Source organism: Streptomyces sp. NPDC046716, assembly GCF_040645755.1.
Taxonomy (GTDB): Bacteria; Actinomycetota; Actinomycetes; order Streptomycetales; family Streptomycetaceae; genus Streptomyces.
On the sequence record NZ_JBEYYU010000002.1, the window covers coordinates 180,705 to 203,967 of the forward strand.

The 23,263-nt window shown below is 70.6% G+C and carries 23 protein-coding genes and 2 tRNA genes; 9 read left to right on the top strand and 16 right to left on the bottom strand.

What is annotated here, in order from left to right:
• Positions 1–58 precede the first annotated feature (58 nt).
• The 4 genes from ABZ930_RS02350 (at position 59) to ABZ930_RS02365 (ending at position 3,500) form a co-directional block, all read left to right on the top strand.
• Positions 59–475, top strand: a complete 417-nt coding sequence (locus ABZ930_RS02350) for a Fur family transcriptional regulator (protein ID WP_361540063.1) — start codon at positions 59–61, stop codon at positions 473–475.
• A 227-nt stretch (positions 476–702) separates the two neighbouring features.
• Complete coding sequence (locus tag ABZ930_RS02355) at positions 703–1,461, top strand: ABC transporter ATP-binding protein (RefSeq protein WP_361540066.1); 759 nt, start codon at positions 703–705, stop codon at positions 1,459–1,461.
• A complete protein-coding gene (locus ABZ930_RS02360) occupies positions 1,458–2,327 on the top strand; it encodes an ABC transporter permease (protein ID WP_361540069.1) in 870 nt (289 codons plus the stop codon). The genes ABZ930_RS02355 and ABZ930_RS02360 overlap by 4 nt, the downstream gene beginning before the upstream one ends.
• A 33-nt stretch (positions 2,328–2,360) precedes the next feature.
• Complete coding sequence (locus ABZ930_RS02365) at positions 2,361–3,500, top strand: ABC transporter substrate-binding protein (RefSeq protein WP_361540072.1); 1,140 nt, start codon at positions 2,361–2,363, stop codon at positions 3,498–3,500.
• 48 nt (positions 3,501–3,548) lie between these two features.
• Here ABZ930_RS02365 and ABZ930_RS02370 read toward each other — a convergent pair.
• The 4 genes from ABZ930_RS02370 to ABZ930_RS02385 form a co-directional block, all read right to left on the bottom strand.
• Positions 3,549–3,622 (bottom strand) — tRNA-Met (locus ABZ930_RS02370).
• Between the two features lie 182 nt (positions 3,623–3,804).
• Positions 3,805–5,610, bottom strand: coding sequence for a tetratricopeptide repeat protein (locus tag ABZ930_RS02375; protein ID WP_361540076.1), 1,806 nt, complete (start codon positions 5,608–5,610; stop codon positions 3,805–3,807).
• Positions 5,611–5,901: 291 nt separating this feature from the next.
• Positions 5,902–5,975 (bottom strand) — tRNA-Met (locus ABZ930_RS02380).
• A gap of 69 nt (positions 5,976–6,044) precedes the next feature.
• The gene (locus tag ABZ930_RS02385) at positions 6,045–8,963 is read right to left on the bottom strand and encodes a UPF0182 family protein (protein ID WP_361540382.1); all 2,919 of its coding nucleotides are present in this window, start codon (positions 8,961–8,963) and stop codon (positions 6,045–6,047) included.
• 140 nt (positions 8,964–9,103) lie between these two features.
• On the opposite strand from ABZ930_RS02385, the gene ABZ930_RS02390 reads away from it, so the two are divergent.
• Complete coding sequence (locus ABZ930_RS02390) at positions 9,104–9,646, top strand: PPA1309 family protein (protein ID WP_361540079.1); 543 nt, start codon at positions 9,104–9,106, stop codon at positions 9,644–9,646.
• A gap of 81 nt (positions 9,647–9,727) precedes the next feature.
• On the opposite strand, the gene ABZ930_RS02395 is transcribed toward ABZ930_RS02390, so the two are convergent.
• From ABZ930_RS02395 to ABZ930_RS02410, 4 genes are all read right to left on the bottom strand, one after another.
• Positions 9,728–10,816, bottom strand: a complete 1,089-nt coding sequence (locus ABZ930_RS02395; RefSeq protein ID WP_361540082.1) for a PDZ domain-containing protein — start codon at positions 10,814–10,816, stop codon at positions 9,728–9,730.
• A gap of 76 nt (positions 10,817–10,892) precedes the next feature.
• Positions 10,893–11,057, bottom strand: a complete 165-nt coding sequence (locus ABZ930_RS02400) for a hypothetical protein (RefSeq protein ID WP_353944614.1) — start codon at positions 11,055–11,057, stop codon at positions 10,893–10,895.
• A 103-nt stretch (positions 11,058–11,160) separates the two neighbouring features.
• Positions 11,161–11,625, bottom strand: a complete 465-nt coding sequence (locus ABZ930_RS02405) for a molybdenum cofactor biosynthesis protein MoaE (RefSeq protein WP_361540085.1) — start codon at positions 11,623–11,625, stop codon at positions 11,161–11,163.
• Between the two features lie 94 nt (positions 11,626–11,719).
• Positions 11,720–12,832 (bottom strand): NAD-dependent epimerase/dehydratase family protein, encoded by a 1,113-nt coding sequence (locus tag ABZ930_RS02410; RefSeq protein ID WP_361540088.1) that lies wholly within the window; start codon positions 12,830–12,832, stop codon positions 11,720–11,722.
• 192 nt (positions 12,833–13,024) lie between these two features.
• On the opposite strand from ABZ930_RS02410, the gene ABZ930_RS02415 reads away from it, so the two are divergent.
• Positions 13,025–14,476 carry a zinc-dependent metalloprotease gene (locus ABZ930_RS02415; protein WP_361540091.1) on the top strand — a complete coding sequence of 484 codons (1,452 nt, stop codon included), beginning with the start codon at positions 13,025–13,027 and terminating at the stop codon, positions 14,474–14,476.
• On the top strand, positions 14,473–14,997 hold the full coding sequence (locus tag ABZ930_RS02420; RefSeq protein WP_361540094.1) for an NUDIX hydrolase: 525 nt from the start codon (positions 14,473–14,475) through the stop codon (positions 14,995–14,997). The genes ABZ930_RS02415 and ABZ930_RS02420 overlap by 4 nt, the downstream gene beginning before the upstream one ends.
• 69 nt (positions 14,998–15,066) lie before the next feature.
• Here the strand turns inward: ABZ930_RS02420 and ABZ930_RS02425 are convergent, their stop codons facing one another.
• The 4 genes from ABZ930_RS02425 to ABZ930_RS02440 all read right to left on the bottom strand — a co-directional run bounded on the left by ABZ930_RS02425 (position 15,067) and on the right by ABZ930_RS02440 (position 18,924).
• A complete protein-coding gene (locus tag ABZ930_RS02425; protein WP_361540097.1) occupies positions 15,067–15,822 on the bottom strand; it encodes an AIM24 family protein in 756 nt (251 codons plus the stop codon).
• Positions 15,823–15,839: 17 nt separating this feature from the next.
• Positions 15,840–16,520, bottom strand: coding sequence for an AIM24 family protein (locus tag ABZ930_RS02430; RefSeq protein ID WP_351451720.1), 681 nt, complete (start codon positions 16,518–16,520; stop codon positions 15,840–15,842).
• Between the two features lie 11 nt (positions 16,521–16,531).
• Positions 16,532–18,193, bottom strand: coding sequence for a TerD family protein (locus tag ABZ930_RS02435; RefSeq protein WP_361540100.1), 1,662 nt, complete (start codon positions 18,191–18,193; stop codon positions 16,532–16,534).
• 134 nt (positions 18,194–18,327) lie between these two features.
• A complete protein-coding gene (locus ABZ930_RS02440) occupies positions 18,328–18,924 on the bottom strand; it encodes a M48 family metallopeptidase (RefSeq protein ID WP_361540103.1) in 597 nt (198 codons plus the stop codon).
• Positions 18,925–19,142: 218 nt separating this feature from the next.
• Here ABZ930_RS02440 and ABZ930_RS02445 point away from each other — a divergent pair, with 218 nt between their 5' ends.
• Positions 19,143–20,306 carry a ThiF family adenylyltransferase gene (locus tag ABZ930_RS02445; RefSeq protein ID WP_361540106.1) on the top strand — a complete coding sequence of 388 codons (1,164 nt, stop codon included), beginning with the start codon at positions 19,143–19,145 and terminating at the stop codon, positions 20,304–20,306.
• 67 nt (positions 20,307–20,373) lie between these two features.
• On the top strand, positions 20,374–21,702 hold the full coding sequence (locus ABZ930_RS02450; protein ID WP_361540109.1) for an AarF/ABC1/UbiB kinase family protein: 1,329 nt from the start codon (positions 20,374–20,376) through the stop codon (positions 21,700–21,702).
• A gap of 14 nt (positions 21,703–21,716) precedes the next feature.
• On the opposite strand, the gene ABZ930_RS02455 is transcribed toward ABZ930_RS02450, so the two are convergent.
• From ABZ930_RS02455 to ABZ930_RS02470, 4 genes are all read right to left on the bottom strand, one after another.
• Complete coding sequence (locus tag ABZ930_RS02455) at positions 21,717–21,920, bottom strand: hypothetical protein (protein ID WP_361540112.1); 204 nt, start codon at positions 21,918–21,920, stop codon at positions 21,717–21,719.
• Between the two features lie 109 nt (positions 21,921–22,029).
• On the bottom strand, positions 22,030–22,353 hold the full coding sequence (locus tag ABZ930_RS02460; RefSeq protein ID WP_361540115.1) for a hypothetical protein: 324 nt from the start codon (positions 22,351–22,353) through the stop codon (positions 22,030–22,032).
• Positions 22,350–22,718 carry a WhiB family transcriptional regulator gene (locus ABZ930_RS02465; protein WP_111666400.1) on the bottom strand — a complete coding sequence of 123 codons (369 nt, stop codon included), beginning with the start codon at positions 22,716–22,718 and terminating at the stop codon, positions 22,350–22,352. The genes ABZ930_RS02460 and ABZ930_RS02465 overlap by 4 nt, the downstream gene beginning before the upstream one ends.
• Positions 22,719–22,905: 187 nt before the next feature.
• On the bottom strand, positions 22,906–23,223 hold the full coding sequence (locus ABZ930_RS02470; RefSeq protein ID WP_361540120.1) for a hypothetical protein: 318 nt from the start codon (positions 23,221–23,223) through the stop codon (positions 22,906–22,908).
• Positions 23,224–23,263: the final 40 nt, after the last annotated feature.

Sequence of the window (23,263 nt, forward strand, 5' to 3'; positions counted from 1 at the left end):
AAAGCTCCAAAGTCACACCCGTTCGGGACTCGCTCCCCTGGCTGTTAGGCTGGTTTTCATGAGTGACCTGTTGGAACGACTGCGCGGACGCGGCTGGCGGATGACCGCGCAGCGCCGTGTCGTGGCCGAGGTCCTCGACGGCGACCACGTGCACCTGACGGCCGACGAGGTCCACGCCCGCGCCGTCGCGAAGCTGCCCGAGATCTCCCGCGCCACCGTCTACAACACGCTGGGTGAGATGGTGTCGCTGGGCGAGGTCATCGAGGTCGCGACGGACAAGCGCGCCAAGCGCTACGACCCGAACGCACACCGCCCGCACCAGCACCTCGTCTGCGCGCAGTGCGGCCAGATCCGGGACGTCCACCCGACGGGCAATCCGCTGATGAGCCTGCCCGACTCGGAGCGCTTCGGTTTCACGATCTCCGACGTGGAGGTCACGTACCGGGGCCTCTGCCCGACCTGCAGCGCCCCGTAGCTCCGTACGGCATCCGAAAGCGGCCCGCACCAAAGGTGTGGGCCGCTTCGGCGTGGCAAGGGCAGGCAGCGGCGAAGCCGCACGCCTGAGGGGCGCGGGGAACCGTGCGAGAAGCGGCCACAGGCCCGCACCCGGCAACGAACCCCACCACCCACCCCTCTTCCAGAATCTGACACCCCGTCATATTCTCGCGGGCGCCCACCAAACCCCCGCACCCCGGAGGGCCCATGCACACCAAGCTGCGCGCCCACGACCTCACCCGCACCTTCGGCTCCACCCACGCCCTCGGCCCCCTCGACCTGACCGTCGCCCCCGGCGAGTTCGTCTGCGTGGTGGGCCCGTCGGGCTGCGGCAAATCCACCCTCCTGCGCATCGCGGCGGGGCTGACCCGCCCCTCCACCGGCACCCTGGAGATCCGCACCGGCAGCCCCCGCCCGGCGGCCATGATCTTCCAGGACTACGGCATCTACGACTGGAAGACGGTGCTGGCCAACGTCCGCTTCGGCCTGGACGTCCAGAAGGTTCCGCGCAAGGAGGCGAACACCCGGGCCCGCGACTGGCTCACCCGGATGGGCCTCGCCGACTTCGCCGACGCCTACCCCGCCGCGCTCTCCGGCGGCATGCGCCAGCGCGTCGCGATCGCCCGGGCACTGGCGGTGGAGCCCGAGATCCTGCTCATGGACGAGCCCTTCGCCGCGCTGGACGCCCAGCTCCGCACGATCCTCCAGGACGAGCTCCTGGCCCTGACCCAGTCGACGCACACCACGACCCTGTTCATCACGCACAGCCTGGAGGAGGCGATCGTCCTCGGCGACCGCGTCCTGGTGATGTCGGCCCGCCCGGGCCGGGTGATCGCCGAGCGCCGCCCGCCGTTTCCGCGGCCGCGCACCGGAGAGATCCGCGACACCCCCGAGTTCACCTCCCTCAAGGGCGAGTTGTGGGACCTGCTGCGCGGCGAGGTGCACCAGGAGGCGATCCCGGCATGACGACGACCGCCCCCGCCAAGATCCCCGGTGACGACGTCCTGGTCCGCGCGCCCGGCCCCCAGGAACTCCGTCCCGACCGCACCCGTCGCAGGCGCCGCGCCCTGGAACTCTCCCTCGCCGTCGCCGTCCCGCTGCTCCTGGTCCTGCTGTGGCAGCTGGCGGCCGACCGGTCCTGGATCGACGACCGCGTCTACCCGGCTCCTTCCACGATCCTCGCCGACGGCTGGGACCGGGCGACGGCGGGCGAGCTGTGGCCCGACGTATGGGCCACCCTCAAGCGCGTCCTCGGCGGCTACGCGATCGGTACGGTCACCGGCTACGCCCTGGGCCTGCTGATGGGCTCGATATCCCTGATCCGCGCGGCCCTGGAACCTCTCCTCGACGCCCTCTACGTCGTCCCGAAGCTGGCCCTGCTGCCCGTGTTCCTGAACATGTTCGGGCTCGGCGAGGGTCCCCAGATCGCCCTGGTCGCGGCGACGGTGTTCTTCTTCGTCTGGATCTCGACGATGGCGGCCGTGCTGTCCGTCCCCTCGGGCCACCGGGACGCGGGCCAGGTCTTCGGCGCGTCGCCGTGGCAGATGTTCCGCCACGTCCTGCTGCCGGCCTCGCTGCCCGCGGTCCTCGTCGGCGCCCGGATCGCGGCGGGCGTGGCCGTGCTCGTCATCGTCGCGTCGGAGCAGATCGCCGCGACGAACGGCCTCGGGCATCTCATCTTCGACGCGCGGGCCCTCTTCCAGAACGACGTGATGTTCGTCGGCATCGTCTGCGTCGCCGTGCTGGGCGTCGTCTTCTCCGAACTGGTCCGCCTGGCGGGCCGGTTCCTCACCCCCTGGGCGCCGCGCGATCGCGGCCGCGGCCAGTCCTGACCTCTCTTTCCGTTGTCTTCGTACGGAGGTTCCATGCGCACCAGACATCTGGGGACGGCCCTGCTCGCGACCGGCGCCCTGCTCCTCACCACCGCGGCCTGCGCCGAGAACGACACCGGCTCGTCCGGGGCCGGGTCCGCGCCGCGCACGGTCAAGGCCGTCGACGGCTGCGGCAGGGGCAGTTGGACCGACCCGTCCGACCTGGCGACCGACCGCAAGCCCGCGCGCTGCGCGTCCGGCGCCCCCGCCCCCGTCGAGCTCACGAAGACCCGCAAGCTGACCATCGCGACCGGCACCCTCAGCGCCGAGTACGTGGCTCCGCTCGAAATGGCGGTCGAGAAGGGCGAGTTCAAGAAGGAGGGCCTGGACGTCACGCTCAAGGTCCTGCCCACCCCCGACGCCCTCCCCCTCCTGGCCAAGGGCGACATCGACGCGCAATGGGCGGCCCCCGAGGCGGCCGTCATGAACGGCATCCTGGGCGGCTTCGACATCAAGTGGGTCGCGGGCAACTTCTCCCCCGATCCTCGGTCCAAGAGCGGCCTGTGGGTGCGCCTGAAGAACGGTGAGAGCGCGTCCCGGGTCGCGATGGCGGGCCGGAAGATGGGCACGATGATCGGCAAGGGCTCGGTCATCTCGTACCCGATGAACACGGCGCTGAAGAAGCACGGCGGCGGCCTCGACAAGATCCAGTTCCAGCAGCTCGGCTCGGCGGACGTGCTGACCGCGCTGCAGAACGGCGGCGTCGACTCCGCCTGGCTGCTCGACCCGGTCTGGCGCAAGGTGGACGGCGACGCGCGCTACGCGTTCCTCGGCGGCCAGCCCCAGGGCGAGCCGCTCGGCGGTCTGCTGTTCGGCCCGAACCTGCTCTCCGAGGACCCGGACGCGGGCGTGGCCTTCCTGCGCGCGTACATCCGCACGGTGAACACGTACTTCGCGGGCGACTACAAGAAGGACCCGGCCTTCGTCACGGAGCTGGCCACGCTCCTGAAGACCGACAAGAAGGTCCTGGAGTCGACGCCCTCGCTCCGCATGGACTGGGAGATCCGCGCCGGCACGACGGACCGGCTGCAGAAGGCGTACGCGGCCGCCGGGGTCTCGAAGGGCGATCCGCTGCCGGAGTCGAGGACGGTGGACAGGAAGCTCTACGAGGAGGCCGTGGGGCACAAGCCGTGAACGCGCCGAGGCCCGGAACCTTGATGGTTCCGGGCCTCGGACTTTCAGTAGCGGGGACAGGATTTGAACCTGCGACCTCTGGGTTATGAGCCCAGCGAGCTACCGAGCTGCTCCACCCCGCGTCGGTGAAACCAACCTTACGCGACGCCCCCGACCAGCGCAAATCCCTTCCAGCGCCGCCCGCCCGCCGCCACATTGGGCAACCCCCGCGGCCTTGGGCAATCTGCCGCCAAGGGCGGCAGGGTGGGCAAGGCGGCCCCCGGTGCGGGGCGAGCGCTCATCGGGCCTGGGCACCAGCCCGGCCCTAGGCGGACAGCTCCTGCCGCAAGGCATCCCGCAGCCGCCCGGCACGCTCGGCAACCTCGGCAGGCCCGAGCTCCACAGCCCGGGACGCCCACTTCTGCCCGGCGGCAAGCTCCCCGCGCCGCGCACACAACAGAGCCAGCCGCAACGCAGCCCGCCCATGCCCCGCATCGGCCGCCCGCGTCCACCACAGCGCCGCCTCGGGCTCACTGCCCTCCCGCGCGAGCAGCAGCCCGAGATTGAACGCCCCGTTGCGCGACCCGGCCTCCGCGGCCTCCCGGTACCACCGGGCGGCCTCGACGACATCGCCGCGCACGGCGGCCAGCATCCCGACCCGCACCTGCGCGCGCCGGTGCCCGTGCTCGGCGGCCCGCTCGTACCACTCCTCGCACTCGGTCTTCGCCGTGACCGGCTCCCCCAGCTCGTGCCGGGGCGCGGGCGGCGTCCGTGCGTCGAGCAGCGAGGCGAGCCGGTACGCGGCCTCGGGGCTGCCCCCGCCCGCCGCACACCGCAGATGGCGCTCGGCGCCCTGCTCGTCGCCGTCACGCAGCCGCGCGATTCCGGCCTGGAGCGCGGCCTCGGTGTGCCCGCCGGCCGCGGCCCGCTCGTACCACTGGGCCGCCTTGAGAGCGGACTCCTTCTCTTCGCGACCCGCGTAGAGGATGCCCAGGTTGAAGGCGGCGTCGACGCTGCCCGCCTCGGCGGCCTTGGAGAACCAGGGCTCGGCCCCGACCGCGTCCCCGTTCTGCAGGAGCAGTACGGCGAGCGCGTTGGCCGCCTCGCGGTGACCGGCGTAGGCGGCGCGCCGGTACCAGTCCTCGGCCTGGGCGGTCCGCTTCTGCTCGGCGCACAGCAGGCCGAGGTTGTACGCGCCGTTGTTGTCGCCCGCGTCCGTGGCGGCCCGGTACCAGCGCTCGGCGGTCTGGGTCTCGCCGCGTCCGGCGTGCAGCGCGCCCAGCGCGTTCGCGGCGTTGCCGTCGCCGTCCTGGGCGGCGCGCAGCCACCACACGGCGGCGCTCTCCTCGTCGCCCGCGTCGCGCAGCAGGAAGGCGAGCGCGCACGCGGCGCGCGGCTCGCCGTCCTTGGCGGACGTCAGGTACCAGCGGCCGGCCTCCTTCAGCTCGCCGCGCTTCTCCAGGATCGCGCCGAGGTGCAGCGCGCCCCTGCGGTGCCCGCGCGCGGCGGCCTGGCGGTACCACTGCTCGGCTTCCTCCGCGGGATTCCTGGCGTCCCCCGCGACCAGCACATCGGTGCCGCCCTTGCGGTCGAGCGCGCGGGCGAGGCGGTACGCGGCCTCCCGGTGCCCGCGCTCGGCGGCGACCCGCATCCAGCGCTCGGCGCCGACGTCGCTGCGGTGCTCCAGGAGGTCGGCGAGGGCGTACGCGGCGAGCGTGTGCCCCTGCTCGGCGGACTGCCGCAGCCAGTACTCGGCGGCGGGCTCGTCGCCCCGCTCGCGGTGGTGCCGGCCCAGGGCGTGGGCTGCGGCGGCGGAGCCGGCGACGGCGGCGATCCGCCACCATCCCGCGGCTTCGTCGGCGTAGCCCCGCTGGTGCAGCAGGACACCCAGGTTGTTGGCGGCGGCCCGGTCGCCCACGCTCGTGGCGTTGCGCAGCAGAGGCTCGGCCCCGTCGAGATCACCGCGGCGCAGCAGCATGGCGCCGAGGACGCTCATCGCCTCGACGTCGCCGGCCTCCGCGGCCAGCCGCTGGCGTGCTTCTTCGGCAGCTTCACCGGGTTCGTCCCGATCTGTCGGCTGCACAAACCGCCCTGTCTCCAACAGAGTTGCCTTGTCCCCCATAACGTCCATCGTCGCACCACCTGCAACCTGGGTACATCGTGAATACCGCAGCCAGTGAGGTCACTTCAGCGTTTTGTCGACATGCCCACAGAGAGATAAGTGAAACACAGATTCCCCAAGTCTCCCCGGGTGAAGCGCTCTTCGCACGTACCTGGGACGCACCTGGTACATCTCTGGTACGCACTCGGCACGCGTACCCGATCACCCGGCGTTCACCGCACATGCCAGCGACTCATGACATTCGGTGCCCCGACGCACCGAAGGCCCGGAAGCCTTAGCTTCCGAGCCTTCGATCATCAGTAGCGGGGACAGGATTTGAACCTGCGACCTCTGGGTTATGAGCCCAGCGAGCTACCGAGCTGCTCCACCCCGCGCCGTTGTGATGCAACCGTACCACGGCGCGGGGTGGTGCTCGCGCACCCTCCGACCTGCTGCTCTACGCCTCAGCCGCTCCCGGTCTTGCCGTCGGAGCCGCTCTTGTCGCCGTCACCGGACTTGCCGTCGCCGTTCTTGCCGGCTTCCTTCTCGGCCGCGGTCTGGGCCTTGTCGGCGCGCTGGAGGGCGTCCTGCAGATCGTCCTGCGCCTCGCCGTACGCGGTCCAGTCGCCGTCCTTCAGTGCCTTCTGGCCCGCCTCGAAGGCCTTCTCGGCGTCCGCGAGGGCCTCCTTGACCGTCGAGTTCGCCGGGGAGGTCGTGTCGCCGCCCGGTTTCTCCGGTTCGGTCGACGAGCCGCCGTCCACGTCGAAGGCGTCGTTCAGCGCGTCCGAGAGCGAGTTCGCGAAGCCCATCTTGTCGCCGTACGAGACGGCGACCTTGCGCATCAGCGGGTACTCGGAGTTCCGCCCCTGTGCGTAGATCGGCTCGACGTAGAGGAAGCCGCTGTCGAGTGGCACGGTCAGCAGATTGCCGTACAGGACCGTCGAGTCGGCGCCCTTCATGTCGCGCACCCAGTTCGCCACCGGATCCCAGGAGTTGAGCTTGTTCTGTACCTGCTCCGGCCCCTGGACCTTGTCCTCGGTGACTCTCAGCAGCTTTATGGCGCCGTAGTCCTTACTGGTCGCGTCGGCGTCCACCGCCATGAAGGCTCTGAGGTTCGGCCTTCCACTGGGCGTGAACGTCGTCGTCAGTGAGAACTGCTGGCTGCTCTGGCCCGGCATCTTCATGGACAGGTAGTACGGCGGGACCGCGCTGTTGTCCTTCTTGGTCGGGTCGTTCGGCACCTGCCAGGCGTCGGACGCGTTGTAGAACTGGTCCGAGTCCGTCACGTGGTACAGGCTCAGCAGCTCCCGCTGGACCTTGAACATGTCCTGCGGGTAGCGCAGGTGCTCCTTCAGGTCGGCCGGGATGTCGCTCTTGGGCTGCACCGTGCCGGGGAAGGCCTTCTCCCACGTCTTCAGGACCGGGTCGCTCTCGTCCCACGCGTAGAGCTTGACCTCGCCCGTGTACGCGTCGACGGTCGCCTTCACCGAGTTGCGGATGTAGTTGACCTGGTTCTGCTGCGCCACCACGGAGCGCTGGCTGTCGCCCTGGTTGAGCGAGTCGGCCGTGGTGTCGCCGAGCGTCGTACGGGACGCGTACGGATAGCCGTTCGACGTCGTGTAGGCGTCGACGATCCACTTGATCTTGCCGTTGACGACGGTCGGGTAGGCGTCGCCGTCGATGGTCAGCCAGGGCGCGACGGCCTCGACGCGCTCCTTGGGCGTGCGGTTGTACAGGATCCGCGAGCCGTCGCCGATGGCTCCGGAGTACAGGATCTGCGGTTCGCTGAAGGCCACCGCGTACGCGGCGCGGTTGATCGGGTTGGACAGGTTGACGCCGCTGTCGCCCTTGTAGCTCGTGGTCTTCTGCGTGCCGTCTTCCTGCTCGTAGTCCAGCTCCTTCTGCGGCCCGCCGACGATCGAGTACTGCGTCGTCTTCTCGCCGTAGTAGATCCGCTGGTTGTAGTTCCCGAGGTCACCGCCGGTCGGCAGACCCGACTCGGTGAACTGCGGGGCACCCTGCGAGGTGGAGGTGCCCTTCGCCGTCACGGCTCCGTAGCCGTGCGTGTAGACGAAGTGGTCGTTGATCCAGTTGCGCTTGTCCAGCTTGCCCAGGTTCAGCTCGCGCAGGCCGACGACGGTGTCCTGGCCGTTGTACCGGTCCACGTCCAGGGTGGTCGGGAACTGGTAGTACTTCCGCTGCTGCTCCAGCTGCTGGAAGGTCGGCGACACGATGTTCGGGTCGTTCAGGCGGTAGCTGGCCGCCGAGTCGGCCTCCGTGCGCTGCTTCTTGGCGTCCTTGTCGGACCCCTCGCCGCTGTAGGCGCCGACCGTCGCCTTGTCGATGCCGTATGCCTTGCGCGTGGCGTCGATGTTCTTCTTGATGTACGGCGCTTCCTTGGACTGCTCGTTCGGCTGCACCTGGAACTTCTGCACGATGGCCGGGTACAGGCCGCCGATCAGGATCGCCGAGAGCACCATCAGGCCGAAGCCGATGACCGGCAGCTGCCAGGTGCGGCGCCACAGGGTCGCGAAGAACAGCAGGGCGCAGATGACGGCGATGCAGAACAGGATCGTCTTCGCCGGCAGATACGCGGTCGCGTCGACGTACCTGAGGCCCGTCCAGTTGTCCGTCGCCTTGAAGTCGCTCGACTTCACCGCGAGCCCGTACCGGTCGAGCCAGTACGCGACGGCCTTGAGGGCCACGAACAGGCCCAGGAGGACGGAGAGGTGTCCCGTCGCGGCCGCCGTGGCGCGCGCGCCCGGGCTGGTGATGCGCAGTCCGCCGTACAGGTAGTGCGTCAGCGCGGCGGCGACCAGACCGATGACGGCCGCAGCGAAGCCGAAGCCGAGCAGGAAGCGGTACCAGGGCAGGTCGAACGCGTAGAACGACACGTCCAGGTGGAACTGCGAGTCCGTCTGGTTGAACGGCACGCCGTTCACGTACTGCAGCCACGTGCGCCACTGGCTCGCGGCCGAGGCGCCCGCGATCAGACCGACGAGGGCGGTGATCCCGAGCAGCAGCCACTTCTTGAAGGGCGCGATGCCCATCCGGTACCGGTCGAGGCTCTGCTGCTCCGTCGACATGGCGCTCAGCGGCGGGCGCAGCCGGTGCGCCAGCCAGATGTTCACACCCACGGCGAGCGCCATGAGCAGACCGAAGACGAAAAAGAGTCCGATCTTCGTCTGCAGCGTGGTCGTGAACACGGACGAGTAATCGACGGACCGGTACCAGAGCCAGTCGGTCCAGAACCCGGAGAACATGACGAAGGCCATGCCGAGCACGGCCAGGACGCCCAGCGTCAGCAGCAGCGTCCGGGCACGCCGGGAGGGGCGTCCCACTCTGATCCGCGGTCCCGTCGGACCCCCGCCCCGGTCCGGCATCTGGAAAGCCAAGGTGCGCACCTCGATAGTTCGCTAATCGATCTGTCAGGCCCCCGAGATCGCGGACCCCTCACCTATGCAACTTACTCAGGCTTTACTCAGTTCCCGCTTCGGGGGACGAACGAGGCAGGATTGTGACCATGTCCAACACCCCCATGGCAGCAAGCCCCCTCACCCGGGCCGTTCTCGAGATCGACGAGTACGCCTCCGGCATGGGCTGGGACCAGCCCGCCCGCCTCTTCGCCCTCGTCGACACCGGCGCCCTGCGCGCCCAGGAACCGGCGCTCGCCGCCCAGCTCGGCCTGGAGAGCGAGGGCGAGACGACCGGTTTCACCCCGATCCTCCAGGACGAGGTTCCCGCCTCGAAGCCGCTGGACGAGTTCCTCGGCACCATCGCGTGGCCCGACGCCGTCGCGGGCTGTGCGCTGACGGTGGAGCGCCTGATGCTGCCGCCGTCCGCCGAGGCGTCCGTCCCCGAAGGGCTCACCGGCAAGAAGCTCACCCAGTGGGTCGCCGAGCACCCGGACCGCCAGGAGGTCCGGATGACGGTCGCCGTGCTGCGCGACGGGACCCGTGACTCGGCCCTGCGACTGCGCGAGAAGGACTCGCCGACCGAGGTCCTCACGGGTTCGGAGCTGGTGCCGGGCCTCGCCGAGGCGCTGACGGCGACGTTCGCGGAGTGAGGTTCTCCCCGACCACGTAGAGGGGCGCCGCGGGAGATCCCGCGGCGCCCCTCTACGTAGAGCCGTGTCTCGGCTCGTGTCTCAGCTCTTGGCGGTGCACTTCGGCAGGGCGTCGCTGTTGCCACTGCGAATGTCCTTCAGGGCGCCCATCGCGTCGTCCAGGGTGTCCACCTTGACGAGCGTGAGCCCGCTCGGGGTGTCCTTGGCCGCGGTCGCGCAGTTGTCCTTCGGCGTCAGGAAGTACTGCGCTCCCTTGTCGCGGGCGCCGACGAGCTTCATCCCGATACCGCCGATCGGGCCGACCTTGCCGTCGTCGTCGATGGTGCCGGTGCCGGCCACGAACTTGCCGCCCGTCAGATCGGTGGACGTGAGCTTGTCGACGATGCCGAGGGAGAACATCAGACCGGCGCTGGGACCGCCGACGTCGGCGAGCTTGATGTCGATCTGGAACGGGAAGGTGTGGTCGGTCCCGGCCTGGATGCCGACGATCGCCCGGCCGTCGTCGGCCTTGTCGGTCTTGATCGTCACGTCCTCCGTCGTGGTGGCCTCCTTGCCCTCCTTCTCGGCGGCGGCGGCCTGCTTGACGGGTACGACCGTGAACACGACGTTCTCGCCGGCCTTGTGCTTGGTGACCAGCTTGGCCACGTCGGCGGGCTTGGTGATCCTGGTGCCGTCGACGGCCTTGATCACGTCACCGGCGTGCAGCCGGCCCTCGGCGGGGCTGTCCTTGACGACCGAGGAAACGATCACCCAGGACTTCACGGGGATGCCCAGCTCCTCCAGGGCGGCGACCTTGGCGCTCTCCTGGGACTGGCTGAACTCCTCGGCGTTCTCCTGCGAGGACTGCTCCTCCGTCTGGCCGTCCGGGTACAGGGTGTCGTGCGGCACCACGATGCTGTCGTGGGCGAGCCACCCGTAGACCGCGGAGACCAGGTTCATGTTGAAGTCTGCGCTGGTGACGCGGACCGTCGTCATGTTGAGGTGCCCGGACGTCTCGTACGTCTTGTGTCCGGAGATCTGGATGACGGGTTCGCCGTCGTGGTCCGCGAGGGTGTTCACCGTCGGACCCGGGGACATCTCCGCGTAGGGCACTTTGATGAGAACCCCCGCGCAGAGCAGCGCGATCAGCATCAGGGTCGAGGCGAGCATCGTCGCGGTGCGGCGTGGCATGGAACGACAGTACGGGACGCGCCCGTCCGTGCACCTGTGGGGCCGGTCCGTACGGGACAGGGACAGGACCTGGGGCTCAGGTCCCGGAGTGGGACTTCTCCATCGCCTCGCGGAAGCGTTCGTAGCCGCTCAGCTCGGTCACGTCACCCGTCTTGTGCCGGCTCCGTCCGGCCCAGGAGCCCCAGAGCGCGGCGCCGACCGCAGCGACAACCGGAATCAGCAGCCACAAGAGAACTGCCATACCGACCTCCCGACCCCATGTGCGACCGCAACTGACTGATCAGCAGATTAACCATCCGCACTGTCAACGCTCGCCGCAGGGTGGCGGTTACGCAACTGGAGCCTCAGCAGGCTCCCACCCACTCTTCCGTCCCATCCGAAAAGGTCTGGTGCTTCCAGATGGGGACCTCGTGCTTGAGGTCGTCGATGAGTTTGCGGCACGCCTCGAAGGCCTCGCCGCGGTGCGGACACGACACCGCGACGACCACGGCGAGGTCGCCCACCGTCAGGTCGCCGACGCGGTGCACGGCCGCGAGCGCGCGCACCGGGTACTCGGCGGCGACCTTCTCGGCGACGCGTCTCATCTCGGCCTCCGCGGTCGGGTGGCACGAGTACCCGAGCCGGTCCACGTCGGCCCCGCCGTCGTGATTGCGCACGGTGCCCACGAAGAGCGCCGTACCGCCCGCCGCGTCGTCGCCGACGGCCCGGAAGACCTCGTCGACGGAGAGCGGTGTCTCCCGGACGGCGAGCAGCCTGATGGGGTCCTGGGCGGCCTGCTCACCGGGATGGTCGTGCTGGGTGGATGCCATGCCCTTCATCGTGCCGTACGTCCCCGACAGTCGTGAATTGGAGCCTCCTACAGGGCACCCGATCGGAGTCGGGTCTTCCGCACGGCCCCGCGCCTCAGATGCGCCGCCGGGCCTTGCGCACCCGCCGCACCACGGCCGCCGTACCCAGCAGGGCCACCGTCGCACCCGCCGCGCCCGCGGCCGTCGCGTCCTTGCGCCCGAGCCGTCGGCCGGCCACGGTGCGCCGCCCCGCGACCTCCTCCAGGAGCTCCGCCAGAACCTCCTCGTTCGTCCACTGGGGCCGCCATCCGGCGTCGTGCAGCCTGCTCCCGCTGACGACCCAGGGGTACATCGTGTAGGCGAGGTCGCCCGCGGGCGAGGGCGTGAGGCCGATGCGGTGCAGCCGGGCCGCGGCGCCGAGCGCGACGGCGGACGGCAGCTCCATGCGCCGGATCCCGCTCAGCTCCTCGACCTCCTCCTGCTCCAGCCACCCGTCGCAGCCGACCGCGAGCTCTCCGTCGACCTTCTCCAGGACGGCGTACTCGAGGGCGCTGCACAGGTCCTCCACGTGGCAGAACTGCCAGGCGGGCCGCGAACCGGCCACCACGAGGAGGCGCGGCGACTCGAAGTAGCGCGTGAGGGCCGTGTCCGTGCCGCCGACGAGCACCGAGGGACGCACCACGGTGACGTTGAGGCCGGGGTGCGCGCGGGGCGCGCGGCGGGCCAGGCGCTCGATCTCCAGGAGGTCGCCGACACCGGTCGCCTCCGCCGTGGCGCGCAGCTCGGCGTCCTCCGAGAGCGGCAGCTCGTTGTCGGGCAGGGCCCCGTAGACCATGGTCGAGGTGCACAGGACGACGCGGTGCACACCGGCCGCCGCGGCGGCGGTGAGCACGGTCTGGGTGCCGCGCACGTTGTAGGCGGTGCGCGCCGCCGGGTCGGACTCGAGATCGAGGTCGAGCGCGAGGTGCACCACGACGTCCGCGCCGCGCAGCTTCTCCGCGATGGCCGGATCCCGCACGTCCAGAATGTGCCAGGTGGCGGAGGAGCACTCGCCCCGCCGCTCGTCGATGGCGAGCACCTGCTTGATCTCGTCGGAGGCGGCGAGCCGCTCGGTGAGCAGGGCGCCGATGCCGGACGCGGCACCGGTGACCGCGACGACGGGGCCGCGCACGGCCGGACTGGTTGAAGGGTTTCGCGCTGCGCGAACCTGCGGATCTGGGGAACTCACCGGGCGTCTCCAGCGGTTGTCTTCGGTAAGTACGCGTATGACGCGTACGTACCAGGAGGCATCCATCCTGCCGCAGGCCATGAGTCGGCGAAGCACCGAGGCCCGATCCCGTCACGGTGTCTACGCTGGGTGTGTGTAGTCGGGCAGTCGCCACCGGGGCAGAACCGGTGGCCTTACCAGCCGAGGAATCCCGTGAGTGACACCCCATTCGGTTTCGGCCTTCCGCCGGAGGAGCCGGAAGACGGCGACGAGGGCAAGAAGAAGGACCAGCAGAGCGGTGGCGGTCAGGGACCGGCCAATCCGTTCGGATTCGGCGGCATCCCGGGCCTTCCCGGCGCGGGCGGCCCCGGTGGCGCGGGCGGGGACAACCCGTTCGCAGCGATGTTCGGTTCGATGAATCCGAACGATCTGGGCGCGGCGTTCCAGCAGCTCGGCCAGATGCTCTCCTACGAGGGCGGGCCGGTGAACTGGGACATGGCCAAGGACATCGCCCGCCAGACGGTCTCCCAGGGCACGCAGGACGGCGTGAAGGACGCGAGCGTGGGTCCCGCCGACCGCACCGCGGTCCAGGAGGCGGTGCGCCTGGCCGACCTGTGGCTGGACGACGCGACGTCGCTGCCGTCGGGCGCCGGTACCGCGGTGGCGTGGAGCCGCGCCGAGTGGGTCGAGGCGACCCTCCCGGCGTGGAAGGAGCTCGTCGACCCGGTCGCCGAGCGGGTCGGCATGGCCATGGGCGACGTGCTGCCCGAGGAGATGCAGGCCATGGCGGGCCCGCTCATCGGGATGATGCGCTCCATGGGCGGCGCCATGTTCGGCTCGCAGATCGGCCAGGCGCTCGGCGTGCTCGCGGGCGAGGTCGTCGGCTCCACCGATGTCGGTCTGCCGCTGGCCCCGGCCGGCAAGGCGGCGCTGCTGCCGCTGAACATCGAGGCGTTCGGCAAGGACCTCGGCGTCCCGCAGGAGGAGGTCCGCCTCTACCTGGCGCTGCGCGAGGCCGCCCACCAGCGGCTCTTCGCCCACGTGCCGTGGCTGCGCTCGCACCTGTTCGGCGCGGTGGACGGCTACGCGCGCGGGATCAAGGTCGACACCACCAAGCTGGAGGACGTGGTCGGCCAGTTCGACCCGCAGAACCCCGAGCAGATCCAGGAAGCACTCCAGCAGGGCATGTTCCAGCCGGAGGACACCCCGGAGCAGAAGGCCGCCCTGGCGCGTCTGGAGACGGCTCTGGCGCTCGTGGAGGGCTGGGTCGACGCGGTGGTCCACGCGGCCGCCAAGCCGCGTCTGTCGTCCGCCGACGCGCTGCGCGAGACGCTGCGCCGCCGCCGTGCGACCGGCGGCCCGGCCGAGCAGACGTTCGCGACGCTGATCGGTCTGGAGCTGCGTCCGCGCCGGCTGCGCGACGCCTCGCGCCTGTGGGCCTCGCTCACGGACGCGCGCGGGGTGGACGGCCGTGACGGTCTGTGGGCGCACCCGGACATGCTGCCGACGGCGTCCGACCTGGACGACCCGGACGGTTTCGTCCACCGTGACGAGCAGCTGGACTTCTCCGAGCTCGACAAGATGCTCGGCGAGGCGGCGGGCGGCGGCGACAAGCCGAAGCTCACCAAGGACGACGACACCGGCGAGGACGACGACACCAAGTGAGCCTGTACGACGACGCGGTCCTCGTGCTGAAGGGCTACGAGGGCCAGCCGGAGCTGCGCCAGGCCTACCTGGACCATCTCTCCGCCCACGGTGAGGCGGGCATGTGGAAGCCGTGCACGGCCGGTCACCTGACGGCGAGCGCCCTGGTGATCGACCCCGCGCGCGGGCGCGTCCTGCTCACGCTCCACAAGAAGCTGCGGATGTGGCTCCAGATGGGTGGCCACTGCGAGCCGGGTGACCGGACCATGGCGGCCGCGGCCCTGCGCGAGGCGACGGAGGAGTCCGGTATCCCGGGTCTGACGCTGCTGGCGGGCGGTCCGGTCCGGCTGGACCGGCATCCGATCCCCGGCCCGTGCACCCAGCACCTGGACGTGCAGTACGCGGCCCTCGCCGCGCCGGGCGCCACGGAGGCCATCAGCGACGAGTCGCTGGACCTGCGCTGGTTCCCGTACGAGGAGGTCGCTGACGTCGCCGACACGTCAGTGGTCAACCTCGTGGAGGCGACGCGGGCGCGCTTGTAGGGGCGTCCGCACATGGGTGAGGGGCGAGCGCCTTGGCGCTCGCCCCTCACCCATGTGCCGGTGCTGCGGCTAGCTCCAGGCGTTGCCCTGGTTCGCGCCTCGGGCGCCCTGCTGGCCCATGCCGTACTGGGCGGCGAGACCGCCGCCGATCGCCGCGTTCTGCGGCGGCAGCAGCTCACTGGGCTGGACGAGCGCGTAACCGCTGCCCATGAAGCTGAGCTCCCAGCCCTCTCCGGTGTTGCCGCGGCGCCGCCAGACGCCCGAGGAGTGGGTCTGCGCCTGCATCTGGACCCGGAGGCCGGTCGACCAGGCGACGATGGCGTCCGCGTCGACGTTGACGTACTTGTCGGGCGTGACCTGCATCATCAGCGGCTGGCCCGACGTCATCAGGGCGACCTTGCCGTGCCCGGTGATGTTGAGCTGGTACTTGCCGGAGCCGGAGATGCCGAACTGGCTGTCCACCGCGATGACCTCGTGGTGCAGGGCGGAGTCCATGGCCAGCACATAGTTGCTGTCCACGGTCAGGCCCTCCTGCTCGACGTCCACGATGTGGACGTACTGGGCGAGGTTCGCGAGGTAGACGATGCCCTGGCCGTGGCAGCGCATCAGGCTCAGGCCCTCACCGGTGACCGCGCGGGCACGCTGCTGGCCGTGCGCCTGGTACTCGCCGTCGAACTCGACGAGGCCCTGGTAGGCGACCATCGAGCCCTTGCGGGCGAGGAGGTCGTCGTGGCCCTCCAGGACGACCCGCAGCATCTGCGGGTTCTGCACCGTGTAGCGGTCCTGGGACTGCTGGTCGGCGTATGCGAAAAGCGGACTCTGCATGATCTGTTCGCTCCCCCTCAGCCCCGGACTCGGAGACGGTCGGTGCTGTCCTCGCTGGGCTGTACGACGACGATGCCCTCGCCGGAGAAGCCCATCTGGTAGGCCTCGCCGCTGCCGCGCCCGATGAGCGAGCCGGCGCGGAAACTGCGCTTGCCCTTCACCTTCAGCTTGGGCGACCAGGCGATGAGCGCGTCCGGGTCCACGTACGTCTCGTCCTCGCCGCGGCCGCAGTCGACGACGATCGGGGTGCCTCGCGAGGTCAGGGCGACATATCCCTGGCCGCTGATGGTGATGTTCCACAGGCCCTGCCCGGTGAACTTGGCGAGGCCCTTCACCCGCTCCACGCCCCACTGGAGGTGGGCGTCGAGAGCGAGCAGGTTGGTGCCGTTGACGGAGATCGAGTCGCCGCCGAGGTTGATGACGACGACGTCGGCGCCGTAGTCGGCGAGGTAGAGCAGGCCGTCGCCGGACGCCTTCATCAGCGGGGCGCCCTCGCCGGTGATCCAGTCGCGGGCGATCTGGCGGACGGCGGGCGGGTTGGGCTCGTACTGGACGAAGCCTTCGTAGGCGACCATCGAGCCCACGCGCGCGAGGAGGTCGTTTCCGGTCTGCATGGCGACCTTCAGCATGTTGCTGCCGTGGTTCTCCATGCGCGCGGCCACGGGGGTCGGGGCGAAGCCCGCGAGTGGTTGATTCATGACGGGCTCCCTCAGACCTCGTACGGCTGGACGACGATGAAGTTGCCGGGTGCGCCCCGGAACTGCAGGTTCACGCCTTCGCCGCTGTGGCCCGGATAGGCGTTGCGGCGCATGCGGACCTGGCTGGAGACGATCGCCTGGGCGGCGGCGGACCAGGCCACCACCGCGTTGGAGTCGGCGAACGTCGTGGGGGTCACCGGCAGGACCACGGGGGTGCCGTGGGTCTTCACGACGACCGTTCCGGTGCCCTGGAACTGCATGACGAACAGGGCGCCGCCGGGGATGCCGTGCCCCTCGATCCTGCGCACCTCGTACTGAAGGCTCTCGTCGAAGGCCAGCACGTTCTCCGACGAGACGCAGAGGGCGTCGCCCTGGAGCTCGACGGGGTGCAGGTAGCTGGCCTCTTCGGCGAAGAAGACCTGGCCGCGACCGGTGCAGCGCATCAGCTGCATCTCCTGGCCGGTGGCGTTGCCCACGATGCGGCCCGCGAAGCCCGCTCCCTTGTAGCTGAAGTCGACCTTGCCCTGGTAGAGCACCATGCTGCCCTGGCGGGCGAGCACGGGCTGGTCACCGGCGGCGCCGAGGTCGACGCGGATCAGCTTCTTGTTCTGCGGCGTCCAGCGCTGGCCGGTGGGCGCCTCGCGGTACTTCTCCAGGGCGGCAGCGACGCCGGGCGCCGCGGCCTGCTGCGGGACACCCTGCGGAGCACCTTGCGGGCCGCCGAACGGAGACGGCGCGGCCGGCGGCTGGTTGTAGCCGGGCGGCATGGGCGGCGTCGGGGACTGCGGTCCGTATCCGGGCGGCAGGGTCGCGCCGCCCTGGCCGGGGACCTGCCCGAACTGCTGCTGCGGCTGCTGTCCGAACGGGGTCGGGGCGGGCGGGGGCGGCGGCACGGTGCCCGGCGGTGTGGTCAGGGGGCCGACCATGGTGGGCGCCTGGTGGATCGAGGGTGCGGCCGGGGCGGGCGGAGGCGGCGCCTGCGGTGGTGCCTGCGGCGGCGCGAAGCTCTGCGGCGCGGGGGCGGGCGGGGGTGTGGGGGCGGGTGCCGGTGCCGGCGGCGCCGACGCGGCCGGGGCGCCGAAGGCGGGCGGTGCGAACCCGGGGGTCGCGGCCTGCTGGGGCGGCGCGGGGGCGGCGGGCTCCTCCTCGGCGACCTCGCCGCCGAAGTTCTTGAGCAGCGCGTCCAGACCGCCGTCGAAGCCCTGTCCGACGGCGGCGAAGCGCCACACGTCCTTCAGGTAGAAGTCGCCCAGCATCACGGCACGCTCGGTGGAGAACTCGGCGCCGGTGAAGGCGTACCGGGCCACCTCTTCACCACCGGCGACGATCCGGATGTATCCCGGGCCCACCTGCGACATCTGTCCCGCGCCGTCGATGGTCGCGGTGAAGGACAGCTTCTGGATCTGCGCGGGGATCCTGTCGAGCGTGACGCGGAAGGACTCGGTGTCACCGGCCTGCGCGCCCAGCAGCTGGACGGACTCCTCGGGCGTCTTCGGCTGGTTGAAGAAGACGAAGTAACGGTCGTCGGAGAGCCGCTCCTCGGCGTCGAGACCGAAGCAGCTGATGTCGAAGGTCAGGCCGGGACCGGCGATCTGTACGCCTACGTACAGATCGGTGCCCGCCGTGAGGTCACTGATCTTGGCCTTGTGGCCGCGTTGGAATTCCCTGGCCATGCGTAACGACCGTCCCCCATCCCGATGGTGATTGCGTCGCGCCAGGCTAACTGCAAACACCGACATCAGTGGATGTCGGTACAGCCCTGGTACACAACCGTCCTCGTCGGGCAGCGGGCGTTCTCAGGGATCGATCACTCGCCGCGCGTGGCCGGCAGATGCGGCAGCCGGTCCGCGGCGACCACTCCCTCGAGGTAACCGCGCGCCCGTTCCGTACGCGGATACGCCTCCAGTAGCCGCCAGAAACGCGGACCGTGCCCGGGCACCAGCAGATGGGCCAGCTCATGGAGAAGTACGTAGTCGATGACGTACTCGGGCATGCCCTGGAGCCGGTGCGAGAGGCGGATGCTGCCCTCGGCGGGGGTGCACGATCCCCACCTGGTGTTCTGGTTCGTGACCCAGCGAACGGACGCGGGGCGGGCCTTTCCGTCCAGGTGCTGCTCGGAGAGCCGCTCGGCGCGCTCGGCCAGCTCGGCGTCGCCGAGGACCCGCTTGCTCTCCTGCGCCGCGAGCTTGTCGAGCATGACGCCGACCCAGCGCTTCTCCTCGGCCTCCGACATCCGGGCCGGGATGAGGACCACGGTGCGGTCGCCCTCGCGGTAGGCGGAGACCGTCCGGCGCCTGCGGGAGCTCCTGCGGACCTCGACCGCGCTCGCCCCAAGGCCGCCTGGCGGCGGTTTCTCCGTGCTGCGCTGCGTGGTGGTGGCACGGTGCAGTGGGTCGACGGGCACGCCCCGACGTTACCCGCTGTACAGGGCGGAAGTCCCGCCTCCGGAACTCTTCGGTGCGGTCCCGCGTCGTCGGCGATCGATTCGTACGACTATTACCCACCGCCTGTGGACAACTTTCCGCGGCCGTCGGGCCCGGCGGGCATGCTGGCCATCGATCGACGCGAACGGCTCCCGCCGCATCGGCGGGAGCACGGCACGGGGGACCACGGGGGACAGCCATGCATCCGATCCTCAAGCCCGCGCTGCGGCGCGGCTGGCACGACCTGAACACGGTGCAGTTCGGTGTGACACCGGCACACGCGGTGGTCCTCGGACCGGTCGACACCGCCACCGGGAGTTTCCTGACGCTTCTCGACGGGACGAGAGGCGTGCCGCTGCTGCGGGAGGAAGCCCGGCGGATGGGTCTGCCCGACGGTCATGTGGACGCGCTTCTCGAGCGGCTGACCGGGGCGGGACTGCTCGACGACGCGACGGGCGGCGGACCGGACGCCGACGCCCTGCGCACCCGGGCGGCGGTGCTGGACCGGCTCCGCCCCGACCACGCGGCCCTGACGGTCACCACGTCCGAGCCCGCCGAAGGAATGCGGAGACTGGCGGCGCGGCACGCCATGCGGGTGCAGGTGCGCGGGGCCGGCCGGGTGGGCGCGGTCGTCGCCTCCGTCCTCGCGGCGGCGGGTATCGGTCACGTCGACGTGCGGGACGGCGGAAGCGTCGAGCCGTGGGACGTGGCGCCCGGCGGGCAGCCCGTGGACGCGGTGGGCGAGCGCCGCGAGGTGTCCGCGCAGCGGGTGGTGCGTGCGACGGCTCCGGCGCGGCCGCCACGCCCGGACCGGCGCAGGACGGCGCCACGCCCGGCCGAGCGCGAGCCGGGCGAACCACAGCTGTCGCTGGTGATCGTCGCGCCCCGGGACGGGCTCGGCGTCCACTCCCCCGACCCGGTGGCCGTCGAGGACCTGATGGCCGCGGGGATCCCGCATCTCTACGCGGGCGTGGTCGAGGCCACGGGCGTGGTGGGGCCCTTGGTGCTGCCCGGTGGTTCGGGCTGTGCCCGCTGTCTGCTCCTGGGGCGCGTCGACCGCGATCCGACCTGGCCGCGGCTGCTCGCGCAGTGGGGCTCGGGCCGCTCCTCGCGTCAGGTTCAGGCCTGTGACGTGGGCCTTTCCACCGCGGTGGCGGGGCTTGCGGCGGCTCACGGGCTGGCCTTCCTGGATGGTGAGCTGCCGTCGAGCACGGGGGCGCGTTGGGAGGCGTCCGCGCCGGGGCTCGACTGGCACGCACGTCCGGTGTGGCCGCATCCGGAGTGCCCGTGCGGTGCGGGTGAGGGAGGTTACGGGAAGGAGACCCCCGTGGAGGAAGAGCCGCACGACACAATGGTGGGGTAGGCAATGGACGACGGCGCCACGACGCCTGGACACGCGCGGCACGGCTGTCCGGCACTTGGAGGGGTGTATGTCTGATCTTCCCCGGAAGGCGGTGACCCGTACCGCCAAGCTGGCCGCACTGCCCATCGGCTTCGCGGGCCGGGCGACCTGGGGCATCGGCAAGCGGATCGGCGGCAAGTCCGCCGAGCTGGTCGGCCGGGAGCTCCAGCAGCGCACGGCGGAGCAGTTGTTCCGTGTGTTGGGCGAGCTGAAGGGCGGGGCGATGAAGTTCGGGCAGGCGCTGTCCGTCTTCGAGTCCGCGCTGCCGGAGGATGTCGCCGGCCCCTACCGCGCCGCTCTCACCAAGCTCCAGGAGGCAGCGCCTCCGATGCCGACCCGGACGGTGCACGCGGTGCTCGACGAGCGGCTCGGGGAGGAGTGGCGCGAGCTGTTCCTGGAGTTCGAGGACAAGCCCGCGGCGGCCGCGTCGATCGGGCAGGTGCACCGCGCGGTGTGGCACGACGGCCGGGAGGTCGCCGTGAAGGTCCAGTACCCGGGCGCGGGCGAGGCGCTGCTGTCGGATCTGAATCAACTGGGCCGATTCGCACGCCTGTTGGGCCCTCTCATCCCCGGGATGGACATCAAGCCGCTGATCGCCGAGATGCGCGACCGGGTCGCGGAGGAGTTGGACTACGCACTGGAGGCGCGGGCGCAGCAGGCGCACGCGGAGGAGTTCGACGAGGACCCCGACGTCGTGGTGCCGCAGGTGGTGCACCAGTGCGAGCAGGTGTTGGTGACGGAGTGGATCGACGGCATCCCGCTCGCCGAGATCATCAGCGACGGCAGCACTGAACAGCGGGACCGGGCAGGCCAGTTGCTGGCTCGCTTCCTGTTCTCGGGACCGGCGCGCACGGGGCTGCTGCACGCGGATCCGCATCCGGGCAATTTCCGGCTGCTGCCCGACGACGAGGGCGGCTGGCGGCTGGGCGTCCTGGACTTCGGCACGGTCGACCGGCTGCCGGGCGGGCTGCCCGCGCCGATCGGTGACTCGCTGCGGCTGACGCTGGAAGGCGACGCGGGCGCGATCTACGAGCTGCTGCGCGAGGAGGGCTTCGTCAGGGAGTCGATCCAGCTCGAACCGGACGCGGTGCTCGAGTATCTGCTGCCGATCATCGAGCCGGCGCAGGTCGAGGAGTTCACCTTCACCCGTTCCTGGATGCGCAATCAGGCGGCGCGGATCGCCGATCCCCGCTCCCCCGCCCATCAGCTGGGCAAGCAGCTCAACCTGCCGCCGGCGTATCTGTTGATCCACCGGGTGACGCTCAGCACGATCGGCGTGCTGTGCCAGCTGGGTGCGACCGTGCGGCTGAGGGACGAGCTGGAGGCCTGGCTGCCGGGTTTCGTGGCCGAGGCCTGATCAGCACCCGGGTGTCACCACCGGTCGGAGTCGAGGCGCCCCTCGATGGCCCTGATGTTCTCGCGGGAGCAGGTCTCGCAGAAGTGGCGCCGGACTCCACCTTCGACGGAGTACGTCCAGGTCAGGGGCGTCGCCTCGGCGGTCGTGCCGCAGCGGGCACACACCAGGGTCCGCTGGTTCGGCTGCCGCGCGGAGTCCCCGCCGGGAAGAGACGTCACCCGGCGACGATAACGCCGCACGCCGACGGTCGCCCGGCACAACGCACCGCGGGGGTCGGTCCGGACCGGACCGACCCCCGCGCGAACAGCCGGGTGCTGTTGTCGATGGTTACTGCATGACGGCCATGGCGAGCGCGCGGCGGGCGCGCAGCGAGGCGCGCTCGGCACGGCGCTGCATCCGACGGGCGATCACCAGGCGCATGGCCTGGCGGTCGACGTCGGCCTCACGCAGGCGCTCGTGCATATGCGCACGAGCCAGGGCTTCTGGGGCGAGTTGCATCTGACGGGTCCTGTTCTGACGCGAGTCGTTCGCGTCGGACGTCGAAAAGTCTGGAGTCACGGAGCCGGCGGGCTCGCTCGTGGACGGCTTCATCGGGGCCTGCTTCTTGGGGTCGTGCGTCAGGGGGCGGTCGATCGTTCCTCGGGTGTTCATGCCGCGACCGGGTTCTTGCGCGGGCGGCCACGCGGCCGCTTGCGGGCCACGACGACTCCCTGGATGAACAGCTCGCCACCCCAGACGCCCCACGGCTCACGCCGCTCCTTGGCGCCGGCGAGGCAGGCCTCGACCAGCGGGCAGGTACGGCAGAGGGACTTGGCGTACTCGACGTCCGCCGGCGACTCCGCGAAGAAGACCTCGGGGTCGTAGGCACGGCAGGGGACGGGCACGCCGAGGTTCTCGATGGCGTCGTCGAGCGCGGTGAGCGCAGTCAGCGGGTTCAAGGTGGAGTCCTCCGTGGGGACAGGCGGGGGGAGAGGGTCTGAAGGCGGTACGGACGGGGCGTGCGCTTCGAGTTGCACGGTTTCGTCTTCCTCGTCTGGTCGTTCCGGCCGGTGGGCCGGGTGGCGGTGGTACCGGGTTCTTTTGTTGTCCCGAGGCCCCTTCGTACTGGTCCCTCGGAAGACCGCTGGTTCTTCCGGGAAAACAGAAGGGCCGCGGATCCCGGATGGGGTTCCGCGGCCCTGAAGGCGCCGGCCTGATCGAAGATCAGGCTGGATCACTCCAGGGTTCAGGCCCACGGAAGGCCCACATCGTGTGGTGCTGCGTCGTCTGCTTCCGGAATCCGGCACCGGCCGCTGCAAAGGCATAGGCCTGAGCCTGTGCCGTCGCTACTGCTTCCGGTGCCTTGGTCGGTCGCTCATTGCCCTCGCGAATCCGCAGGGAAGCGGGGGACGTGCCGGACTCCGGACGCATGGCGCTGAGGCCAGACAGACCGGTGCCCAGGTTCGAGAAGCCGAGCAGGCAGGAAGCGACGACCGAGCGATCGGTCATTTTCACGGTGGAGCTGGCGTTGATGCTGATCACTGGAATCGCCTCCTCTCGGCGTCTAGGGGACCGGTGAACC

What these genes read in the sequence shown, in the direction of transcription:
- ABZ930_RS02450 (WP_361540109.1), top strand. Translation starts at nt 20,374, where the DNA reads ATGTCTGATCTTCCCCGGAAGGCGGTGACCCGTACCGCCAAGCTGGCC.
- ABZ930_RS02385 (WP_361540382.1), bottom strand. Translation starts at nt 8,963, where the DNA reads ATGCCGGACCGGGGCGGGGGTCCGACGGGACCGCGGATCAGAGTGGGA.
- ABZ930_RS02460 (WP_361540115.1), bottom strand. Translation starts at nt 22,353, where the DNA reads ATGAACACCCGAGGAACGATCGACCGCCCCCTGACGCACGACCCCAAG.
- ABZ930_RS02435 (WP_361540100.1), bottom strand. Translation starts at nt 18,193, where the DNA reads ATGGCCAGGGAATTCCAACGCGGCCACAAGGCCAAGATCAGTGACCTC.
- ABZ930_RS02355 (WP_361540066.1), top strand. Translation starts at nt 703, where the DNA reads ATGCACACCAAGCTGCGCGCCCACGACCTCACCCGCACCTTCGGCTCC.
- ABZ930_RS02430 (WP_351451720.1), bottom strand. Translation starts at nt 16,520, where the DNA reads ATGAATCAACCACTCGCGGGCTTCGCCCCGACCCCCGTGGCCGCGCGC.
- ABZ930_RS02390 (WP_361540079.1), top strand. Translation starts at nt 9,104, where the DNA reads ATGTCCAACACCCCCATGGCAGCAAGCCCCCTCACCCGGGCCGTTCTC.
- ABZ930_RS02405 (WP_361540085.1), bottom strand. Translation starts at nt 11,625, where the DNA reads ATGGCATCCACCCAGCACGACCATCCCGGTGAGCAGGCCGCCCAGGAC.
- ABZ930_RS02365 (WP_361540072.1), top strand. Translation starts at nt 2,361, where the DNA reads ATGCGCACCAGACATCTGGGGACGGCCCTGCTCGCGACCGGCGCCCTG.
- ABZ930_RS02360 (WP_361540069.1), top strand. Translation starts at nt 1,458, where the DNA reads ATGACGACGACCGCCCCCGCCAAGATCCCCGGTGACGACGTCCTGGTC.
- ABZ930_RS02425 (WP_361540097.1), bottom strand. Translation starts at nt 15,822, where the DNA reads ATGCAGAGTCCGCTTTTCGCATACGCCGACCAGCAGTCCCAGGACCGC.
- ABZ930_RS02350 (WP_361540063.1), top strand. Translation starts at nt 59, where the DNA reads ATGAGTGACCTGTTGGAACGACTGCGCGGACGCGGCTGGCGGATGACC.
- ABZ930_RS02400 (WP_353944614.1), bottom strand. Translation starts at nt 11,057, where the DNA reads ATGGCAGTTCTCTTGTGGCTGCTGATTCCGGTTGTCGCTGCGGTCGGC.
- ABZ930_RS02395 (WP_361540082.1), bottom strand. Translation starts at nt 10,816, where the DNA reads ATGCCACGCCGCACCGCGACGATGCTCGCCTCGACCCTGATGCTGATC.
- ABZ930_RS02445 (WP_361540106.1), top strand. Translation starts at nt 19,143, where the DNA reads ATGCATCCGATCCTCAAGCCCGCGCTGCGGCGCGGCTGGCACGACCTG.
- ABZ930_RS02375 (WP_361540076.1), bottom strand. Translation starts at nt 5,610, where the DNA reads ATGGACGTTATGGGGGACAAGGCAACTCTGTTGGAGACAGGGCGGTTT.